The sequence below is a fragment of the Nocardia sp. NPDC050630 genome, assembly GCF_044457245.1.
Lineage (GTDB): Bacteria > Actinomycetota > Actinomycetes > Mycobacteriales > Mycobacteriaceae > Nocardia.
In genome coordinates, this window is sequence record NZ_JBITGN010000006.1 from 399,355 (window position 1) to 417,922 (window position 18,568).

Genomic DNA, 18,568 nt, shown 5'->3' on the forward strand with positions numbered 1-18,568 from the left:
GAACGGCCACTGCGGATACTCGACATCCGCTCAGCAGCTAGGTCCGAAAATGAGTGCTGATCCCGAAAATACGCACCGAACCGATCTCGATGCCGAACCGACCAGAGACTGGGGCGGACCGTTGTCGCGTACCGAGAACGAGGTGGTCGAGGCCTTCTCGACCGCATGGGAATCGTCGCGCCGACCACCGGAGATCGGCGACTTTCTGCCCGATGCCGAATCCCTGCGCCGGGCGGCCCTGATCGAATTGATCCGCGTGGACCTGCGACATCGCTGGATCCGCCGGGTCCCTGCGGCGCGCACGACCGGCGCGGACACGGCGGCGGAGCGTGACCACGATGATCGCGGATCCAATACTGCTCGGGACCCGCGTAAACGGCTTTTCGACTACTGCGCCGAGTTTCCAGAACTCGAACCGGGCGGCATTCCGGCCGGTTTGGTGTACGAAGAGTTCGTCATCCGACGGCACAGCGGTGAACGGGTCGATCCGAAGGATTGTCTGCGGGAATATCCGGAACAGGCGGCGGAATTGCGCGCACTGCTCAATGCCGACGACATGGACCAGAGCACCCGCCGAGCGGCGCTCGAGGATTCGGTGCTGACCGAGTTCGCCAGAACTCGTGCGGCCGCTGAGCGGAGCCCGACCGCCCAGAACAACGAAAATACCGAGCTGAACGAATCGACCCAACTGAACCAAACCATTGGCTCTTTTCGTAATACTGAGGTGACCCGCGCAACCGTCGATCCAACCGCGACGGCGATCGCCGATCCGAGCGAGACGGCAGCCGTCGCTCCAACCGCCGCAACTCGAACCACGGCCGGAACCGGCCCGGGGCGCTTCGACGCGCTCGACCGCATCCAGATCGGCCAGAGCATCGACGACTTCGATCTGCTCACGGGGCTGGGCAGTGGGGCCTTCGCCCGCGTCTTCCTGGCCAGGCAGCGGTCATTGCAGCGATTGGTCGCGGTGAAGATTTCCGCCGACCACGGCACCGAACCGCAGACCTTGGCCCAGCTCGACCACGACTACATCGTGCGCGTCTTCGATCAACGGCTGCTCGGCTCCGATGACGCCCGCGATCCGGCCATGCGCCGACTGCGGCTGCTGTACATGCAGTTCCTGCCGGGGGGCACCCTGCTAGGAGTGCTGCGTTGGGTGCGCTCGACTCGGCCTGCCGAGCGCAGCGGACAACTACTGCTCGATGCGGTCGACGCGGCCATGGAGGAGAAGGGCGAAATCCGCCCGACCGATTCCAGCGTGCGCGCCGAGATCGCGCGACTGAGCTGGCCGGAAACCGTGGCCTGGCTGGGCCGCAGAGTCGCCGAGGCGCTGGAATACGCCTCCGCGCACGGTGTACTGCACCGCGACGTGAAACCGGCCAATATCCTGCTCACCGCCGAAGCGGTGCCGAAGCTGGCCGATTTCAATATCAGCTTCAGCCGCAATGTGGCGGGCACCAGCCCGGTGGCGTATTTCGGCGGCTCACTGTCGTACATGTCGCCCGAACAGTTGGAGGCCTGCCATCCCGGCCGCGAGCGCACGGCCGAGGATCTGGACACCCGCTCCGATATCTACTCCCTAGGCGTGGTGCTGTGGGAATTGCTTACCGGCGCGAAACCGTTCGACGATTCCACCGCGACCGAACACGGCGACGATACGGCGCTGGAAGGCATGCTCGAACGCCGCACCGCCGGGGTGGACGACATTGCGCTGCAACGCCTTCCGGAGAACTGTCCGGCCGCGCTGCGGCGGGTGCTGCTGACCTGTTTGGAATCGGATCGCACGCGGCGCTGGGCCAATGGTGGAGTGCTTGCCAAGCAGTTCGACTTGTGCATGGATCCAAGGGCCCGGGATCTGGTCGACCCGCCGCCCGGCAGTTGGCGGCTGAAGCTGCGGGCGTGGCGGCTGGTGATCGTGTCGTTGGCCATCGGCGTCCCGAATATCCTCGCCTCGGCATACAACATCCAGCACAACCAGCATCTGATCGTGGACCGGCTGCCCGAGGAGGCCGGGCGCACATTCATGATCATCACCACCGTGGTGAACGGAATCTTCTTCCCGCTCGGCGCGACGCTGATCCTCTATATGTCCCGAAGAATGATCACGGTGCCGCACGGACTGCGCCGCCACCGCCGCTACGATACCGAGACACTGCGGCTGGCCAGGGCGGATTCCCTGCTGTTCGGCGACCGAGCGGTGTGGGTGGTCTTCTCGCTGTGGGTGATCGCCGGATTCACCTTCCCGATCGCGCTGCAATTGGCGGCCGGGGATGTACCCGCCCGCGCGGTGGTGCACTTCCTCACCTCGATCGTGGTGTGCGGTGCTATCGCGATGGCGTACCCGTTCTTCCTGGTGTGCTTCTTCATGGTCCGCTGCATCTATCCGATCTTCCTGCGACACGGGGAGATCAGTACCGAGGACGCGGTGTGGCTACGCGGTCTGGATCGCCGCGCCAACGGATATCTGGCGGTCGCGGCCTCAGTGCCGCTGCTCGCGGTGGCGGGCGTGACCTTCCTGCCGGCCGAGGATATTTCGAGGGTGATCGGCGCGGTGCGCGTGCTCTGCGTGGGCGGCATCATCGCGTTCATCGGCTCCTACCTGCTCTTCCGCGCGCTGGAGGCCGATCTGCGTGCGCTGGAGCGAGTCGTCGCGCCCGAGGAATCCCTGGACCGGGAACTGATTTCGGCCGGGCGGAAGCGCGCTGAGCCCGCCGCGCTGGAGCCGCGATCGTGACAGCTGCCGATTTCGCTGACCGAAGCGAGACCGACCCCCTATCCATATTCACCGAAGATTGGCAGCGCTGCCTGCGTGGCGAACGGACCGAACCGCCCCCGATCGCGGACTACATCCCCGACGGCGCCCAGGTGCGTCTGGCGGTGCTCATCGATCTGGTCCGCATCGATCTGCGCCACCGCTGGGATCGTGAGGGCCTCGGCAAACGCATCGCCGAGTACCGCAAGGAATTTCCAGAGGTGGAGCACAGTGCGGAGCTGGTCGATCTGCTCTGCGAGGAGTTCCTTGCCCGTCGCCGGTACGGCCCGCTGGAACTGACGGATTTCCTCGCTGAATATCCGGCGCTGGCGCAGGAGGTGCGCGCCCGGCTGGCGGTATACGCCGACGATGACGACACCGCCGCCGATACCGAACGCGCCGCCGCACTGGTCGCCGGTCTGCGGCCGGGTAATCGGATCGATGACTTCGATCTGCTCACCGATCTGGGCGCCGGCGCCCTCGGCCGAGTCTTCCTCGCCAGGCAGCGCTCGATGCAACGCCTGGTGGCTGTGCGGCTTTCGGCTGGTCGCAGGGCCGGCGGGCACAGCATGGCGCAGCTGGATCATCCGCATCTGGTACGGGTTTTCGATCAGCGTCTGGTCACTGCCGCGACACCGGAGGCCCCGGCATCGACCCGTCTGGTCTACATGCAATACCTGCCCGGCGGCACGGCGGCCGGGGTGCTCGCCGAGCGGCGACGCGGCCCGGAATCCGAAGGCGGGGCCCTGCTGCTGCGCGCCATCGATGCCGCGATGGAGGTCAAGGGTGAGATTCGGCCGTCGGATTCGAGTGTGCGCGCCGAAATCTCGGCACTCAGCTGGCCCGAGACGGTGGCCTGGATCGGGCGGCGACTGGCCGACGCACTCGATTACGCCGAACAGCACGGCGTAGCGCACCGTGATATCAAACCGGCGAATGTGCTGTTCACCGCGGAGGGTATTCCCAAGTTCGCCGATTTCGCCGCGCGCGCCGCGGCACCTCGTTCAGTGGCGAATCCGCTTGCCGCCGACCCGGATTCGCTGCCGTACCGCTCCCCGGAACAACTCGGCGAACTGCTCGATCCGGACGCACCGCCCCCCGGCCCGAGTAGCGATATCTACGCCCTCGGCGTGCTGCTGTGGGAACTGCTCACCGGCGCGATGCCGTTCGAGGATCCGCCGATGCCCGCCGATCCCGACGACCGCGTCGAAACCATCGCGACCATGGTGGCCCTGCGCGAGCGCGGCGTCACCGCGGAAACGCTGCGAGAGTTGCCCGCGGACACCCCGAGCGCATTGCGGCGAGTGCTGCTGGAATGTCTGCGGCCCGATCCGCAACGGCGCTGGCGCAATGGCGCCGAACTCGCCGCGCAGCTGGATCTGTGTCTCGACGAGCGCGCCAGAGAGCTGGTCGATCCGGCGCCGACGAGTTTTGCGCATCGGTCGCGTGGCTGGCTCATACCGATCCTCACGCTGTGCGTCGGCGTGCCGAATCTGCTGGCCAGCGTCTACAACATCAACCTCAACAACTCGCTGATCATCGATCGGATGACGGCGGCCGATCAGCAACGGTTCGCCGCGGGCGGCCTGGTCACCAACCTCATCGCCTTCCCGATCGCCGGATTGCTGCTGCTTTTCCTCACCCGCCGCCCGCTGACAATCGGATTCCGCCTGGCCCGCGGTCGCGAATACTCCCCGCGCACGCTGGCCGCCGCGCGGCGCGACACACTGCAGATGGGTGACTGGGCGGTCTGGGTGCCATTCGGTTTCTGGCTGATCGCCGGGCTGGTGTGGCCGTTGGCGCCGGTCTTCTTCGGGGTCGATCTACCGCGCGCGACCTTTCTGCATTTCTATGCCGCACAGGTGGTGTGCGCCGCGATCGCACTGGCGTATCCGTTCTTCCCGATCATGGTTTACGCGGTGCGTTCGATTTATCCACAGCTGCTTGTGCGCGGCGATATCGGCGCTGAGGACGAGGAGCAGCTGCGCAAACTCGCCAAGCGCGGGAACTTCTATCTTGGCGTGGCCGCCTCGGTTCCGCTGCTCGGCGTGGCCAGTGCGACCTTTGTCGAGGCCGCCGATCTGGATTTGGTGATCGTTTCGGTGCGGGTGCTCAGCGTGGGTGGCATCCTGGCATTCGTGCTCACCTATCGGTTGTTCCGGATGCTCGAGGCCGATCTGCTGGCCTTGGCGCGCGCGATTCCACAGCGGACGCGATGACCGGTCCGCGCCCGTTCGGACGGCTGGTCAGCCTTTCCCACGTCCACGATCCGGCGACGGCGCCGCTGTTTCCCGGTGATCCCGAATTTCGGACCGATATTGTCGCGACCGTCGCGAACGACGGTTATTACCTGCGCTATATCCAGCAGGGCGAGCACACCGGAACCCATTGGGGCGCACCGATCCACTTCCATGCCGACGGACTGGCCGCCAACGAATTGGACCTCGACGATCTGCTGCTGCCCGCAGTGAAGATCGACGTGCGCGACCAATGCGCGAACGATCGCGATTACGCGATCGATATCGCGGATCTGCGCGAGTGGGAGGGTCGGCACGGGCCGATACCCGACGGGTCGGCGGTAGTGGCCTGGACCGGGTGGGACGATAAATGGGGGACGCCGGAATTCATCGGAACCGGCGAAAGTGCCGATCATCAACCGGGATTCGCGGTCGAGACGGTTAAATGGCTATTGCGGACCGGGCGGCTCGGGCGGCGTGGCGCGCTCGGAATCGACACGTTCGGACCCGATCTCGGAACCGACAACAGCTATGAAGTGTCCAAGCTGCTGTATCGCGAACACCGGATCAGCTTGGAATGTCTGGCCAATCTCGCCGAACTGCCAGCCACCGGCGCCTGGGTGCTGGTCGGCGGTGCGCTCTACAGCGGCGGATCCGGTTCGCCCGCAACTATATTCGCGATGCTGCCCTGATTACGCGCCGCCGTAGACCTTCGGGTCGAGGGTGCCGATATAGGGCAGGTCGCGGTAGCGCTCGGCGTAATCGAGGCCGTAGCCGACGACGAATTCGTTCGGAATATCGAAGCCGACGTGCGCGACTTCCACGTGGGTGCGCAGCGCGTCCGGCTTGCGTAACAAGGTGACGACCTCGAGCGAGGCCGGATTGCGGGTGGACAGATTGCGCTTGAGCCACGACAGCGTAAGACCGGAGTCGATGATGTCCTCGACGATCAGCACATTGCGGCCCGCGATGTCCTTGTCCAGGTCCTTCATGATGCGCACGACACCGGAGGACGAGGTGGACGAGCCGTAGGAGGAGACCGCCATGAATTCCATCTGGGTGGGAATCGGCAGCGCCTTGGCGAGATCGGTCATGAAGAAGATGGCGCCCTTGAGCACCCCGACCAGCAACAGATCACCCTCGGGGGCACCGGCCGGATAACGCTTGGCAATCAGCTCGGCCAGCTCTTGGGTCTTGGCCGCGATCTGTTCCTCGGTGATCAGCACCGACGCGATATCGCCCTCGTACACGTCAGTTGGTTTCCCTTCCCTGGTGTCTCCCCGGCCGACCCATTATGTGTCATCGGGTCCCTTGCAGACGCAGAGTCAGCCTGCCATGTTCGCGCCCAGCGACCAACCTGCGTCCCGGTGTTCCGCCGCCCACCGCGACGCCGCCCTGCCCGCGCCATGCGGTAACCAGCTCGTCAACCGCCTGTAAATGCTTGTTGGTCAGGGCTTTAGCGCCCCCGGCCAGCAACCAGGCACGGATTGCGCGGCGACGCAAGGCCGCGGGAGCAGTGGCGAGGGTCTCTATCGAGAGGGTCGAGCCATTACTCGCCGGACCCGAACTCGCGGCTCGCAACAGCTCATCGGCCAGCGCATCCAGTACCGCACCGTCATCGCGCAACTGCTCGGCCGTGCGCGCCAACGCCCCCGCAACCCCGCCCCCGAGCACGTCCTCGAGCAGCGGAAGAACCTCGTTCCGCAACCGCACCCTGGTGAACTCCGCCGCCGAATTGTGTGGATCCTCGAATGGCGTCAGCCCGATATCGACACATACTTGCCTGGTCACCGCCCGCCGCACCCCCAAAAGCGGTCGTCCCCACGGATCCGCGAACGCGGCCATGCCCTGAATCGACCGTCCGCCCGACCCACGCCCCAACCCCAACAACACGGTCTCGGCCTGATCATCGAGTGTGTGCCCGAGCAGCACCGGCAATCCACCCCTCGCCCCGTCGAGCGCCATGTACCGAGCTGCCCGTGCCGCCGCCTCCATTCCTCCGTCGTTGCCGACCTCGACCGGCAGCACGTGCGCCGACCGACACCCCAGCGCCAGCGCCGTCGCGGCTGCCTCGGCCGCCACCCTGTCCGATCCCTTTTGCAACTGATGATCGACAATCAGCGCTTCGACCCGATCCGCCTCCACAACGGCAGCGGCGGTCAACGCCAGCGAATCCGCGCCTCCGGACAACGCGACCGCCACATCACCCGTCGCGTAATCGGCCAGCCATCCCCGCACCGCCCGCCGCACCTCGAGCACCGCGTCGGTTTCGGGCAGCCGCCGCGCATCCCCGGGCATCGCTCCCGCCGTACGGCTCATATCCGGAGACTACCGATGACGCACACTGCTGCTCACGAGACGCCTACCGTCTGACGCTCTGGTTTCGATGACCGCGACGACGCGCTCTTCGTCTCGCGAGTACGGCTGACCGATGTACTTCGTGGCCAACTCGTCGATGATCGGCCAGGCCGCATCGCCTTCGAGCCACTCGATGACGCGGCCGCGCACGATGACCGGCTGGAACGGGTTGTCGGCGCACAGTAGCGTCGACTTACGCTGCACCCACTGCGGCAAGCCGATGCACGCAAACGACATCGACCCGCTACCGAGCCCCGGCGCAGCCGTCTGACCGCCACCACCACGACCCCGCACCTGCCCGAGCGACCCGAGCCGTCGCATATCGGCTGAACGCCTCGCAAAAGTTGTGAATTGTGCGAGGCGCTCACTGGGTATGCGCCGCCGAATCGACCGAAGGTCGAGTTCATCGCCAGGGACCGCGCGTTTGCTCGAGACACCGACTGGTTCGAGCCGAAGACCTCCGGACACAACGCATAGACGAGTGATATCCGCTGCGAACTATCCGAGAACGCGGGCTACCCAGCGCTCAGGGGTCTCGATTTCCGTTGAAAGAGGCAGGGTTTCGGCATTGGTCCAGATGGTGTTGAACTGGGCCATGCCGACTTGGGCCACAACCGCGTCGACGAATTTCTTGCCGCGGACGTACTGCGCGACCTTGGCGTCCACGCCGAGAAGGGCGCGCAGCAGGCGTTGAAGGGGATTGGTGGGGCGTTTGCGGCGTTTGTCGAAGGCGGCGCGGATTTGTTCGACGGTGGGGATGACGGTGGGGCCGACGGCATCCATGACATGGTCCGCGTGGCCTTCCAACAGGGTGCCGAGCATCAGCAGGCGGTCGAGGGCCTCGCGTTGCGGTGGGGCCTGGGTGGCGCGCAGTAGACCGACGATGCCGCGGGAATTGGGATCCTCGGGGCCGGTACCGCGGCGACGGTCGCGCACCTCTTCGACGAGGCGGCCGAGCATATCGGCGAGCGGTTCGTCGCCGACCTCGCCGAGGACGTCGACATTGGTGCGCATGTAATCGGCCAGCCACGGCGCGGAGGAGAACTGCACCCGGTGGGTCACCTCATGCAGGCAGACCCAGAAGCGGAAGTCGGTCGGCGAGACGCCCAGTGCGCGCTCCACGGCCATGATGTTCGGCGCGACGAGCAGCAGCGTCCCATCGGGTCCGGTGAACGGGTCGTACTGGCCGAGGATCGCGGTGGACAGGAACGCCAGCATCGCGCCCGCCTGCACACCAGCGGGTTTGCCCACGAGCATGCCCCTGTCCGATGCCGGTCCGGTGCCGGTCAACTGGGCCATCGAATCGGCCGCCGCATTGATCCAACCGGGTCGATCGACGATCAGGGCCGATGGCACCGGTTGGTCATCGAGCAGACCGCTCACCTCGCGAACCGGCCCCTCCGCCCGCACCGACGCCTCGGCCAACTCGCTCACTACCTGCTCGGCCGAATACCGCGAAGTCCGCGGGCCGGACGGCACCAGCGCGGCACCGGTGCGCGCGGCAAGGCGCCAATCGACGGCACCGGAAAATCCGGAGCGTCTGCGCTCGGTCGCAGCGTCCGCATCCGAATTCACGGCCGGCAGACGGCCCGATCCATCAATGCCTTCGATCATGGTCAACCACCCGTCACGAGCATCCACAGTTGCGCAGGGTGCCGGCGATGGCGTCCAATGCGGGCCGGCTCAGCTCCGGTGGCCGATCGTTCGACATCAATGCGAAGGTCAATACCCGCCCGTCGCTATCCAGCACATACCCGACCAACGTGCTCGCCACCGAGAGAGTTCCGGTCTTCGCCCGCACCCATCCCGCACCGCCCCGGTTCTGCGCGACATAACGGCTGCTCAGCGAACCGGTCGCACCCGCGACCGGCAGATCGTCGAGCAGTGGGGCCAGGGTGGTCGCGATGCGGTCGGATTCCGGCTTGGCCTTGGTATTGCTCGGCTGCACGGCATTGGCGCCGCTCGGCTTCGCCGCGGTCGAGATGATCTTGTCGAGCAACCGGGGAGGCACCCGGTCCTCGGTCGACAGGCCGCTGTTGTCGCGCATCGAAAGTCCGTTGAGATCGAATCCACCCTTGCCGAGCGCGGTTTGCAGGGCGGCGACCGCCCCGGTGAACGATGCCTCGTTACCGGATGCGATCGCGATCTCGCGGCCGATGGCCTCGGCGAGCACATTGTCGGAATAGACCATGGTGTCGCGCAGCCGATCCCGCAGCGGCGCGGATTGCACGCTCGCCACCTCCGTCGCACCGGCGGGGGCATTGCCGATCCGCACCTTCGCGGGATCGAGTCCGAGTTCGGTGGCCAGGCGCTGTCCGGTGGCCAGCGCCGGAGTCGGGGTGCGCGGCGAGTACTCGACCAGCGGATCGAGGCGGCCGCCGTCGAGCATTACCGGATCCATCGGCGCGATCGAACCCTCGCCGATATCGACCGGATCCCAGCCGGGTGCCATGGGCGCGCCGGAATAAGCCGAGGTGTCGACCACTATCGTGTCGACCTGATGTCCGGACGCCTTGATCTGCGACACCAGATCCGACAGGCGCGGCCCGTTCGGGTAGTACCCCTTGCCGTCGGGCTGGGCCGTCAGCGTCGGATCCCCGCCGCCGACCAGCACCAGTTCATTGGGCGCGGATCCGGTCACGACGCGAGTGCTCACCCGATGGTCCGCGGGCAGTGTGAGCAGCGCGGCCGCGGTGGTGACGACCTTGGCGGTGGATGACGGAATCATCGGCTTATCGGATTCGGCGCTCCACAGCACGGTCGCGGAGCCAGCATCGGTGACCTCACCGGCGAATGCACCGAGGTCGGGATTGGTGACCACCTGCGCGAGCGCGGCGGCGACACCGGCCGGAGTCGGCGCGGGCGCGTTCGATGGCGCGGGATCGACCTGCGGATCCGGTTCGACCGGCGCGGGCGCGGCGGCGACGGTGAGCCCGCCGTGCCGGAATTCCTCGGTCCACGGCTTGACCGCGATCACCACGCCTGCCCCGGCACCGAGCAGCAAGGCCAGCACGAACGCGACGCCGATCCAGATACCGCGGCGTCGCTTGGTGGCCGAGCCACCGTAATTGCTATTGCTGCCACCCACCACGTGCCCGCCGTCTCTCCGTCTCGTATCGCCCGACCGTCGCACCGTCGCCGGGTCCACCCACCTACCGCACCCGAGTGCCCGCGGACCACACTATCCTCGTTCCGGCACCGTTCCCCCCGAACACCTGTCGAGTCGGCGTTCCGGCGACAGTCACACAAAGGCATCAGTAAGGAGATGGCGTGGAGTTCGACGTCACCATCGAGATCCCCAAGGGTTCTCGGAACAAGTACGAGGTCGATCACGAGACCGGTCGGGTCCGGCTCGACCGCTTCCTTTACACGTCCATGGTCTACCCGGCCGACTACGGCTACATCGAGAACACCCTCGGTGAGGACGGCGACCCGCTGGACGCGTTGGTCCTGCTGCCGGAGCCGGTGTTTCCGGGCTGCCTGATCGAGGTTCGTCCGGTCGCCATGTACAAGATGGTCGACGAGGCGGGCGGCGACGACAAGGTGCTGTGCGTGCCCGCGGGCGACAAGCGCTGGGACCACATCCAGGATCTGGCCGATGTGCCGGAATTCGAACTGGCCGCGATCAAGCACTTCTTCGAGCGCTACAAAGATCTGGAGCCGGGCAAGTTCGTCAAGGGCTCGGAGTGGGTCGGTCGCGCCGAGGCCGAGGCCGAGGTGGAGGCCTCGCTCAAGCGGCTGCAGGAAAACGGCGGTCACTGAGTTTTGTTGGGGCGGTGGATGATTCGCCCCAAAACGAAAAGCGGGAAGTCCGGCTGTTCGGACTTCCCGCTTTTCGATTACGGTGCGGTGCCGCCGATTTCGGTTATCGGCGGATCGGGTCAGTAGTAGATGTAGAGATCCCAACCGCTGTAGGTTTCGACGCACTCGTAGTAGTAGCCGCCGGTGGTGGGTGAGGCGCCGTCCGTGGCACAGGCCGCGGAGGTGGCATAGGTGCCGTAGTAGTAGCCCGTGGCCGCGGACGCGGTTGCTGCCGTCGACACCCCGGCGACGGCGGCGGTGGCGAGAAGACCGGCCGCGATAAAGGACTTGATTCGCATTTCACTGCTCCTGAAAGCGAGGTTGATTGATTACCTCGCTTACGTTAAGGACGATTCGCGCCATGAACAGCCAACCCTAGGGCTCGAACAACCGCCCCCTTGGGCGATTCCACCTCCCCCACCCTGAAGCCGTTCGACGGTGTGCCCGAAGGGTTTTGGGACGAACCCGTCATTCGGCGATCGATATCGGAATGCCAGCCAGCGTGGGTGGCACGATCGACTCGCCATCGATTCCGCGCGTCCCTCGACAGCCGAACCCATCAGGACGCGGAACCCGGGAGTGGCACAGCCGATTCACGGGCCACCGGCACATCGGCCATAGTCGAATCTGCGGCGCCCCTGGACGGCCAAGCACCACCAGGGCACGGCATCCGAGAGTGGCGAGGCCCCGCAAGGGAAGTAGCGCAAAGATCGGTCGGAGTCGAACCCACAACGTCCCTCGACAGCCGAAACCGCACCAGGGCAGGGCATTCTGGACCCACCACGGAAGTAGCACAGATCGGTCCGAGCCGAACCCCGCAGCGCCTCTCGACGGCCGAACACCACCAAAGCACGGCAATCGGGAGCGGGAAGCCCACAAGGGAAGCAGCACAGATCGATCCGAGTCTGTCAGCGGCCAGATAGCTCCCCACCGGCGGCCACTTAGCGTGGAGCTATCTGGCCATCAAGGCAATCCCGCAGCAACAGAGTGGGAAGTCCTTGGTAGCAGCTGTATGAGATGAGACGTCGTGCCGGTTCGACTTGACCTCAACCATGCTCGAGGTTTAATTATCGAGGAATGAGCATTTTGTTCCACAACACCATGCGGATAACCGACGGTCATCTCGAACAGTTCAAGGTGGCCGTACAGCGCGCGGTAGCGTTCGTCGAAGAGCATGGCCCGCAACTGATGGTGCAGGTCTTTCTCGACGAGGACCGCGGGCTTGCACACAGTTTCCAGCTCTATCGCGACTCTGAGGCAGTGCTCGCACACTGGAAGTTGTCCGATCCCTACATCCAGGATGTGATGGAGCACTGCAGCATTCAGTCGTTCGAGACCTACGGCGAGATGTCCGACGCGGTGCTCGGCGGGCTGCGTGCTGGACCCGTCGGCGAGGTGACGGTACGGCAAGCGCTCACCGGCTTCAGTCGATTCTGACCGTCCGTACGGTAGCCGCGAACCGCCCTCACACACCTAGGGCTACAGCCATAGCCGGAGTTGCGTGCCACACCGCGTCGACAAGATCCGATGCTCGGCGGGATGCTGGCAGTGTGCCAGCGGCGGCGCTGGCCGCCTGCGAGGAATCGCAACTGGCCGTACGCGGGAATTTCGCGGTGGCCCCTGACACCGAGCCGAACCCCGAAGCGCCCATCGACAGCCAAACACCACCAAGCCACGGCAATCGGGAGCGGCAAGCCCACAAGGGAAGCAACACAGATCGATCCGAATCGAACCCACAGCCCCCTCCACAGCCAAACACCACCAAGCCACGGCAATCGGGAGCGGGAAGCCCACAAGGGAAGCAGCACAGACCGATCCGAATCGAACCCACAGCGCCTTTCGACAGCCAAACACCACCAGTGCACGGCATTCGGGACCCAACAGGGAAGTAGCACAGATCGGTCGGAGTCGATCCGGCGCGCGCTCCTCGACAGCCGAAACACGATGGGTATGGGCACCGGTCGCCCGGCGACGCGCCCGACCGGATAGGAACCCGGCGTCTCCGCGGCTGGATTTCGGCGATCGGCCCACCTCGCGGCCTGCGGCGTTCGAAGTGGCGGGGTATGGTCACGGGCCGCCGGGGAGTCGGCGGCGGCCCGCAGTGAGCTCGGCTGCCAAATCCTCGTAACCGATGGCCAATTCGGCCAGCGACTCCCAGGCGTCGCCGAGCGCGTCGTCCGCTGCGCTCGCCAGGGCGGCGTAGGCGGTGGCGGTGTAGTGGGCGAGCCGGTCGAGCACAGCGCCCAGCGTTTCGGTGTGCACAGAGGCGCTGCCGCGTGCGGGTGGCAGGTGCGCATGGGCCCAATGATTGATATCGCGCACCAATTTCGCTCTCCGGCTGTCGATCTCAGTGGCTCGGCAGCCGTCGGCGAGCAGACTCTCGTGCAGGCAGGTCAGTTCATACGCGGCGCGCAGCAGCGGGTGCGCGGCGTGTTCGACGCCACGGCAGGCGCGCAGCACCTCACCCTTCGTCGGCAGTGGTTCGATCAGCAAGGTCGCGTACACAGCTTGGCCGCGTCGGCGAACGCGATGTGGTCCATGAAATTTCCGATTCGCCCAGTGCCGGTCTCGAAGTCCTGCTCCCAGGCCACCATCCGGCGTCGAGCCGAGTCGAAAGGCGGTTCCGGAGCGGTACCACCATTCGACTCGGCTCGATGTACACCCGCCACTTCGAGGCAAGACATAGGTGTTTTCGGACACGCCCGGCCGAAGCTCGGGACGCATTGCAGTCCCGGGTGATCCATCAATTGCCTCGATTCGTCTCGGTGAATTCGAAGCGCCCGGCCGAAACTGCGGATACGCGGCAATCCGTTGTGATCCAATAGGTTTCTCGAGTTTCCTACGGCTCTCCGACCGGGCGCGGCAACAGCACAGCACGCGACAAGCGGAGGAGTCAGCGTCTACATGGGGTCTGCATTCGAATCGCGCCGAAAGGCGAGGACAAGTTCCGTGTCCGGGGATCGGTATGTCCGCGGACACATCACACTCGTTTCCGAAAACTGAGGTAGGGGGCCATGACGGATTCAGGAAGTACGGTGCCGCGACGACAACTGGGTCGCCACCTGCGTGACCTGCGCTTACAGGCCGGGATGACGATGCCAGAGGCGGCGCAGTTGATAGAACGCGGTAAGACGACCCTGCAGCGGTTGGAGACCGGGCAGGCGAATCGGATACGGCTGCTCGATATTCGAGAGCTGTGTGCGGTGTATGACGCGGAGGAGGTTGTGACGGCGGGGTTGCTGGGGTTGGCGCAGCAGGCGTCGGGGAAGTGTTGGTGGCATGAGTATGGGAAGTTGATCCCTGAAGACTTCGATGTGTACGTGGGGTTGGAAGCTTCGGCGCGGCGGTTGACTTCGTATGCGCCGGATGTTGTGTTGGGTTTGCTGCAAGCGCCGGACTACTCACGCGCAATGCTGCGACGCGGTTTCCCGAACGCTTCGACCGAAGAAATCGAGCAGCGCGTCGAGCTGAAACAGCGCCGCCAGCGAATCCTCACTCGTAAACGCAAACCAACTGAGCTGAGAATCGTGCTACTCGAGTGTGCACTCCGCCGCGTGGTCGGCAATCGTAAAGTCATGGCGGCGCAGATGCGGCACCTTGCCGACCTGTCAACACTGCCGAACATCACACTTCAGGTTCTGCCGTTCTCAGCGGGCATCCCGCTAGGCGACCCGGTTGGGCTGTTCACGATCATCGAGTTCGGGATGGAGAAGACGAGACAACCAACCGAGCCATCGGTTGTGTATCTCGAAAACCTCACTGGCGATTTGTATCTGGAACAGCAGGACCACGTCGAGCGCTACCATGTGGCTCATGGAGCGATCCGGCGCGCAGCGCTGGATGAGACAGCAAGCCGGAGTTTTCTTCGGCAGCTAGCAAGGGAGTACGCCACGTGACCCACAAGCACGACATCGACCTGTCAAAAGCGTACTGGTTCAAGAGCACCCGCAGCTCGGCCGCCAAAGACTGTGTCGAGGTCGCATTCCTTTCCAGCGGCATTGTTGGCGTGCGCGATTCGAAGAATCCCGACGGCAATGCACTGGTGTTCAGCGGCGGTGAATGGGATGCCTTCACCACCGCCATCGCCAATGGGACGTTCAGCCAGTCTTGAGTGATTGATACGAAACCTCCCGCACGATGTGAGTGCGGGAGGCTTTCGGCGTCTGGTCATCGCCTCATTGCATTGCCGGTCTCCCACGCCAGACGGTAGGGTTGCGGAGCAATGGGGGATTGCGTGTAACCCCTAGGGACGGGTGGCAGCGAAGGGGTTCGCGGATGGTTGGTACAGCGAAGATGCCGCGCGCTGCGGCGCTGATCCTCGGCGCGGCGCTAGTGCTAGTCGGATGCAATGACAACTCAGGGGAGAGCGCTCCGGCGCCGAGCAGCACGAAAGCATCGGCAAGCATGACCGCAGCAGCGACTACATCGAAAAATCCTGAAGCAGCGATCTGGAACCCTTGCGACATACCCGACTCCGCGATCTCCGCACTTGGACTGAATACCGCAAGCAAGGACACTAAGGTCGCCGGAGTCGACCCCACGGGCTGGAAGGTCTGCAGTTGGGTATCGGCGCCGAAGACGTACAGCTTCGGAGTCTTGTCGTCGGAGCACACGCTCGACGAGGTCAAACAACGCACTGACCGGACGGATTTTGCACCTTCGACGGTCGGTTCGCGCCGAGCGCTCCAGTATCGCGATGTCGGCAGCTCTCACGATTTGGGGTGCTGGCTCAGTGTCGAGGTGCCCCATGGGATGGTCGATTTCAGCGTGTTGAACCGCTACGGATCTGCTGGATCCGGTGCCCCAGAACCGTGTGGCGAGGCGCACCGTCTGGCGGACGCCTTGGCCGAGTATCTACCTGCACGTTGAGGAGGGGGAATGATCCGCGGTGTCGATCCCAATGAATGGAAGCGATTGCTCGACTCTGCCAAAGGTGGTGAGCTGTCGCTCGATCCGGAGGTCGGGAAGGGGTTGGACAAGGTCTGTGATGATCACCTTGACCGGCTGAACACGGTGCTCGAGAACATGCGGTTCATCAATCAGATCACAGGATTCGGCACCTTCAATTCGGGTCAGATTTTGGAGAAGAAGTTCTCCGCGACTGCCTCTGGTACCGACCGTTCCCTGGACACCGTAATCAAGCAGCACATCGACTCGGTTGAAACCGTGAAACAGGTTGTAGCGCAGGCCATTGCGAACTTCATCGCCCAAGACCAATACAGCGCCTCCCAGGTCAGGCAGGTGACTCCAGAATGACCTACGAGGACTACCAACGCCGCGTCATCGAGGCCCAAGAGCAGTGGAATCGAGACCGCGACTGGATCTACAAAACCGAGTCGGGCTACCACGGTTTCGACGGTGAGACGCAACCGCCGCACATCACGACTCCGGACAGCTACGACCATCTCACCCTCGAGCAGATGCAGACCGCCGTCTCAGCGATGAAGCCGAAACTCGTCGATGACGCGGTCACCATGTGGGCGAATATCGGCGCGGATCTGACCGGCACCTTCGAGGTCTTCAAGCGCGAATTCGATCGCACCATCAACGGGCAGAACGACCGCCCCGGATGGACCGGCGTGGCCGCGCAGGCCGCCGTGACCGCGGTGAACAACTATTACGAGAAGTCCGTTCCGCTGGCGCAGGCAGCCACGCTGACCAGTCTCAAGCTCGCGGAAATGAAGACTGGCTTGGAGCAGACCCAGGCATTGATGCCGGGCTTGTCCGAACGTCCGGATATCGCGGGAAAGACGCTGCCCAAAGACGGCGTCATGAAGACCGACGAATACACCAGCACCGAGGCCGAGCAGGAGGGGCGCAGAATCCTGCGCACGGTCTACGGCCAGGTCGCGGGGCAGACCGACGTCGGCGTCCCCTACATGCCCACCGCACCGACGATCGTCGACGGCCCCGGCCCCGTCACGCCGGGCCGCGATGCCGGTGGTACGCACGGATCTTCGGGTTCCGACGACGGCTCCGCGGGTACCGGTGGCGACGGTTCGGACGGCTCGGGCAACCCGGGCCAGGATTCGGGCGAACCGACAGGCACCGAACAATCCACGACCCCGTCGACGACAACACCGAACGCCACCACCACCGCCAGCACCACCCCTCAAAGCTCAACCGCGACAATGCCATCTGCTTCCACCACCACCGCGAGCCCGAGCACATCCACCCCGAGCCTCAACACCCCCGGCATCGGAACCACCACTGGCCGCCCAACCAGCACCGGCACCCCCGGCGCCACCCAGGGCAGCCCCGGCCGCAGTATCGCCGGCACACCAGCAACGACAACGACCGCAGCCGCCGCAACCACCCGCCAGAGCACCGCAACATCAGGCCGCTCCGGCATGTCCGGCATGGGCGCCCCCGGCCAGAACAAGTCCAACGACGACGACCGCAAAAAAGCCGTCCCCGACTACCTCATCACCGCCGAACACGGCGAAGAACTAACCGGCCTGAACTCCCACCCCAAAACCGTCCCCCCAGTAATCGGCGAACCCCCCACCAGTGACCCCGCCTACTAACCCCGCCCCACCAACAACCCACCCAATACCCCACCGCCGCGCACCAATTCGCACGCCACGCACGAATTCGCCGGACAAAAACATGCGCGCCACACAAACCCATGCGCATCAGCAGCCCAACCGAGCCAACACGCGCGACTCGTGAGTCTGCGCGTGGCAGCAGCTCGAGCGAGGCAGCGCACGCGGCGCACGGATCAATGCCCGGAAGCAACCGGGCGAACGCGACGCCCCACACCGCACCAACAGCCCAACCCAAACAACACACACGCCACGCGACCCCACGCACGGCAGCAGCACCAACGAAACAAAGCACGCGGAACAAACCAATGCCCGCAAGCAACCACATCCACCAGCCCGCCCCACCAACAACGCACCGCCGCGCACAAATTCACACGCCACGCACGAATTCGCCAGGCAAAAACATGCGTGCCACACAAACTGGTGCGCGTCAGCAGCCTGAATCGCCCCGGCTTTCGTGCGCACCCGTTTATCTGTCTCCAGCCGGTTGCTCGGAGCAGGTCGAATAGTAGTCGGCTTCGTACTCGGCCGGTGGTCGACGGCCGAGCCGGTGCATCAGCCGGGACTCGTTGAACCAGCCGACCTGGCCTGTCCCCGGTGAATGAGTCCGTCCAGTTTTAGGGTCCTTGTTGGCCCTGGTTGGGGCTGGAAGGGACACTGAAGGACATGGCAGGACGGAAACGGCATTCCGCGGAGGACATCGTGCGGAAGCTGCGCCGTGCCGACGAGCTCGCCGCGGAAGGCCGGACGGGCGAACAGATCGCCGCTGACCTCGAAGTATCGGCTGCGACACTCTACAACTGGCGCCGCCAGTACGGTGGCATGGATACCGATGCGGCGAAAGAGCTCAAAGAGCTGCGCGAACAGAACGCGAG

18 protein-coding genes are annotated in these 18,568 nt (G+C 64.9%); 11 read left to right on the top strand and 7 right to left on the bottom strand.

Going from position 1 to position 18,568, the window contains the following annotated elements:
- Positions 1 to 49 precede the first annotated feature (49 nt).
- The 3 genes from ACIBG0_RS19055 to ACIBG0_RS19065 are packed head-to-tail and all read left to right on the top strand — an operon-like array spanning position 50 to position 5,681.
- Positions 50 to 2,734 (top strand): serine/threonine-protein kinase, encoded by a 2,685-nt coding sequence (locus tag ACIBG0_RS19055; protein WP_397034029.1) that lies wholly within the window; start codon positions 50 to 52, stop codon positions 2,732 to 2,734.
- Positions 2,731 to 4,971, top strand: a complete 2,241-nt coding sequence (locus ACIBG0_RS19060; RefSeq protein WP_397034031.1) for a protein kinase — start codon at positions 2,731 to 2,733, stop codon at positions 4,969 to 4,971. Before ACIBG0_RS19055 ends, ACIBG0_RS19060 begins: the two co-directional genes overlap by 4 nt.
- Positions 4,968 to 5,681 carry a cyclase family protein gene (locus ACIBG0_RS19065; RefSeq protein ID WP_397034032.1) on the top strand — a complete coding sequence of 238 codons (714 nt, stop codon included), beginning with the start codon at positions 4,968 to 4,970 and terminating at the stop codon, positions 5,679 to 5,681. The genes ACIBG0_RS19060 and ACIBG0_RS19065 overlap by 4 nt, the downstream gene beginning before the upstream one ends.
- Here the strand turns inward: ACIBG0_RS19065 and hpt are convergent, their stop codons facing one another.
- From hpt to dacB, 5 genes are all read right to left on the bottom strand, one after another.
- Positions 5,682 to 6,239 (bottom strand): hypoxanthine phosphoribosyltransferase, encoded by a 558-nt coding sequence (hpt, locus tag ACIBG0_RS19070; protein ID WP_397034034.1) that lies wholly within the window; start codon positions 6,237 to 6,239, stop codon positions 5,682 to 5,684.
- Between the two features lie 49 nt (positions 6,240 to 6,288).
- On the bottom strand, positions 6,289 to 7,308 hold the full coding sequence (gene tilS / locus ACIBG0_RS19075; RefSeq protein ID WP_397034036.1) for a tRNA lysidine(34) synthetase TilS: 1,020 nt from the start codon (positions 7,306 to 7,308) through the stop codon (positions 6,289 to 6,291).
- A 9-nt stretch (positions 7,309 to 7,317) separates the two neighbouring features.
- Positions 7,318 to 7,668, bottom strand: coding sequence for a hypothetical protein (locus ACIBG0_RS19080; RefSeq protein ID WP_397034037.1), 351 nt, complete (start codon positions 7,666 to 7,668; stop codon positions 7,318 to 7,320).
- A gap of 177 nt (positions 7,669 to 7,845) precedes the next feature.
- Positions 7,846 to 8,961 (bottom strand): zinc-dependent metalloprotease, encoded by a 1,116-nt coding sequence (locus ACIBG0_RS19085; RefSeq protein WP_397034039.1) that lies wholly within the window; start codon positions 8,959 to 8,961, stop codon positions 7,846 to 7,848.
- 13 nt (positions 8,962 to 8,974) lie between these two features.
- Positions 8,975 to 10,438 (bottom strand): D-alanyl-D-alanine carboxypeptidase/D-alanyl-D-alanine-endopeptidase, encoded by a 1,464-nt coding sequence (gene dacB, locus ACIBG0_RS19090; RefSeq protein WP_397034041.1) that lies wholly within the window; start codon positions 10,436 to 10,438, stop codon positions 8,975 to 8,977.
- A 179-nt stretch (positions 10,439 to 10,617) separates the two neighbouring features.
- Here dacB and ACIBG0_RS19095 point away from each other — a divergent pair, with 179 nt between their 5' ends.
- Entirely contained in the window at positions 10,618 to 11,109 is a 492-nt protein-coding gene (locus ACIBG0_RS19095; RefSeq protein ID WP_397034043.1) for an inorganic diphosphatase, read from the top strand.
- Between the two features lie 119 nt (positions 11,110 to 11,228).
- On the opposite strand, the gene ACIBG0_RS19100 is transcribed toward ACIBG0_RS19095, so the two are convergent.
- On the bottom strand, positions 11,229 to 11,447 hold the full coding sequence (locus ACIBG0_RS19100; RefSeq protein ID WP_397034044.1) for a hypothetical protein: 219 nt from the start codon (positions 11,445 to 11,447) through the stop codon (positions 11,229 to 11,231).
- Positions 11,448 to 12,225: 778 nt separating this feature from the next.
- On the opposite strand from ACIBG0_RS19100, the gene ACIBG0_RS19105 reads away from it, so the two are divergent.
- Entirely contained in the window at positions 12,226 to 12,585 is a 360-nt protein-coding gene (locus ACIBG0_RS19105) for a hypothetical protein (protein WP_397034046.1), read from the top strand.
- A gap of 630 nt (positions 12,586 to 13,215) precedes the next feature.
- On the opposite strand, the gene ACIBG0_RS19110 is transcribed toward ACIBG0_RS19105, so the two are convergent.
- Complete coding sequence (locus ACIBG0_RS19110; protein WP_397034047.1) at positions 13,216 to 13,653, bottom strand: DUF4254 domain-containing protein; 438 nt, start codon at positions 13,651 to 13,653, stop codon at positions 13,216 to 13,218.
- A 509-nt stretch (positions 13,654 to 14,162) separates the two neighbouring features.
- Between ACIBG0_RS19110 and ACIBG0_RS19115 the strand changes: the two genes are divergently transcribed.
- The 6 genes from ACIBG0_RS19115 to ACIBG0_RS19140 form a co-directional block, all read left to right on the top strand.
- The gene (locus tag ACIBG0_RS19115; RefSeq protein ID WP_397034049.1) at positions 14,163 to 15,044 is read left to right on the top strand and encodes a helix-turn-helix domain-containing protein; all 882 of its coding nucleotides are present in this window, start codon (positions 14,163 to 14,165) and stop codon (positions 15,042 to 15,044) included.
- A complete protein-coding gene (locus ACIBG0_RS19120; protein WP_397034051.1) occupies positions 15,041 to 15,259 on the top strand; it encodes a DUF397 domain-containing protein in 219 nt (72 codons plus the stop codon). The genes ACIBG0_RS19115 and ACIBG0_RS19120 overlap by 4 nt, the downstream gene beginning before the upstream one ends.
- A gap of 182 nt (positions 15,260 to 15,441) precedes the next feature.
- Positions 15,442 to 16,017 (top strand): DUF3558 domain-containing protein, encoded by a 576-nt coding sequence (locus tag ACIBG0_RS19125; RefSeq protein ID WP_397034106.1) that lies wholly within the window; start codon positions 15,442 to 15,444, stop codon positions 16,015 to 16,017.
- 9 nt (positions 16,018 to 16,026) lie between these two features.
- Positions 16,027 to 16,404 (top strand): hypothetical protein, encoded by a 378-nt coding sequence (locus ACIBG0_RS19130; RefSeq protein WP_397034053.1) that lies wholly within the window; start codon positions 16,027 to 16,029, stop codon positions 16,402 to 16,404.
- The gene (locus ACIBG0_RS19135) at positions 16,401 to 17,675 is read left to right on the top strand and encodes a hypothetical protein (protein WP_397034054.1); all 1,275 of its coding nucleotides are present in this window, start codon (positions 16,401 to 16,403) and stop codon (positions 17,673 to 17,675) included. Before ACIBG0_RS19130 ends, ACIBG0_RS19135 begins: the two co-directional genes overlap by 4 nt.
- Before the next feature lie 684 nt (positions 17,676 to 18,359).
- Positions 18,360 to 18,568: transposase (locus ACIBG0_RS19140; protein ID WP_397034056.1), on the top strand; the 209-nt coding region annotated here is incomplete at its 3' end.

Coding starts and splice junctions, on each gene's coding strand:
- ACIBG0_RS19130 (WP_397034053.1), top strand. CDS start 16,027: ATGATCCGCGGTGTCGATCCCAATGAATGGAAGCGATTGCTCGACTCT.
- ACIBG0_RS19125 (WP_397034106.1), top strand. CDS start 15,442: ATGCCGCGCGCTGCGGCGCTGATCCTCGGCGCGGCGCTAGTGCTAGTC.
- ACIBG0_RS19115 (WP_397034049.1), top strand. CDS start 14,163: ATGACGGATTCAGGAAGTACGGTGCCGCGACGACAACTGGGTCGCCAC.
- ACIBG0_RS19055 (WP_397034029.1), top strand. CDS start 50: ATGAGTGCTGATCCCGAAAATACGCACCGAACCGATCTCGATGCCGAA.
- tilS (WP_397034036.1), bottom strand. CDS start 7,308: ATGAGCCGTACGGCGGGAGCGATGCCCGGGGATGCGCGGCGGCTGCCC.
- ACIBG0_RS19105 (WP_397034046.1), top strand. CDS start 12,226: ATGAGCATTTTGTTCCACAACACCATGCGGATAACCGACGGTCATCTC.
- ACIBG0_RS19065 (WP_397034032.1), top strand. CDS start 4,968: ATGACCGGTCCGCGCCCGTTCGGACGGCTGGTCAGCCTTTCCCACGTC.
- ACIBG0_RS19135 (WP_397034054.1), top strand. CDS start 16,401: ATGACCTACGAGGACTACCAACGCCGCGTCATCGAGGCCCAAGAGCAG.
- ACIBG0_RS19080 (WP_397034037.1), bottom strand. CDS start 7,668: ATGCGACGGCTCGGGTCGCTCGGGCAGGTGCGGGGTCGTGGTGGTGGC.
- ACIBG0_RS19100 (WP_397034044.1), bottom strand. CDS start 11,447: ATGCGAATCAAGTCCTTTATCGCGGCCGGTCTTCTCGCCACCGCCGCC.
- ACIBG0_RS19085 (WP_397034039.1), bottom strand. CDS start 8,961: ATGATCGAAGGCATTGATGGATCGGGCCGTCTGCCGGCCGTGAATTCG.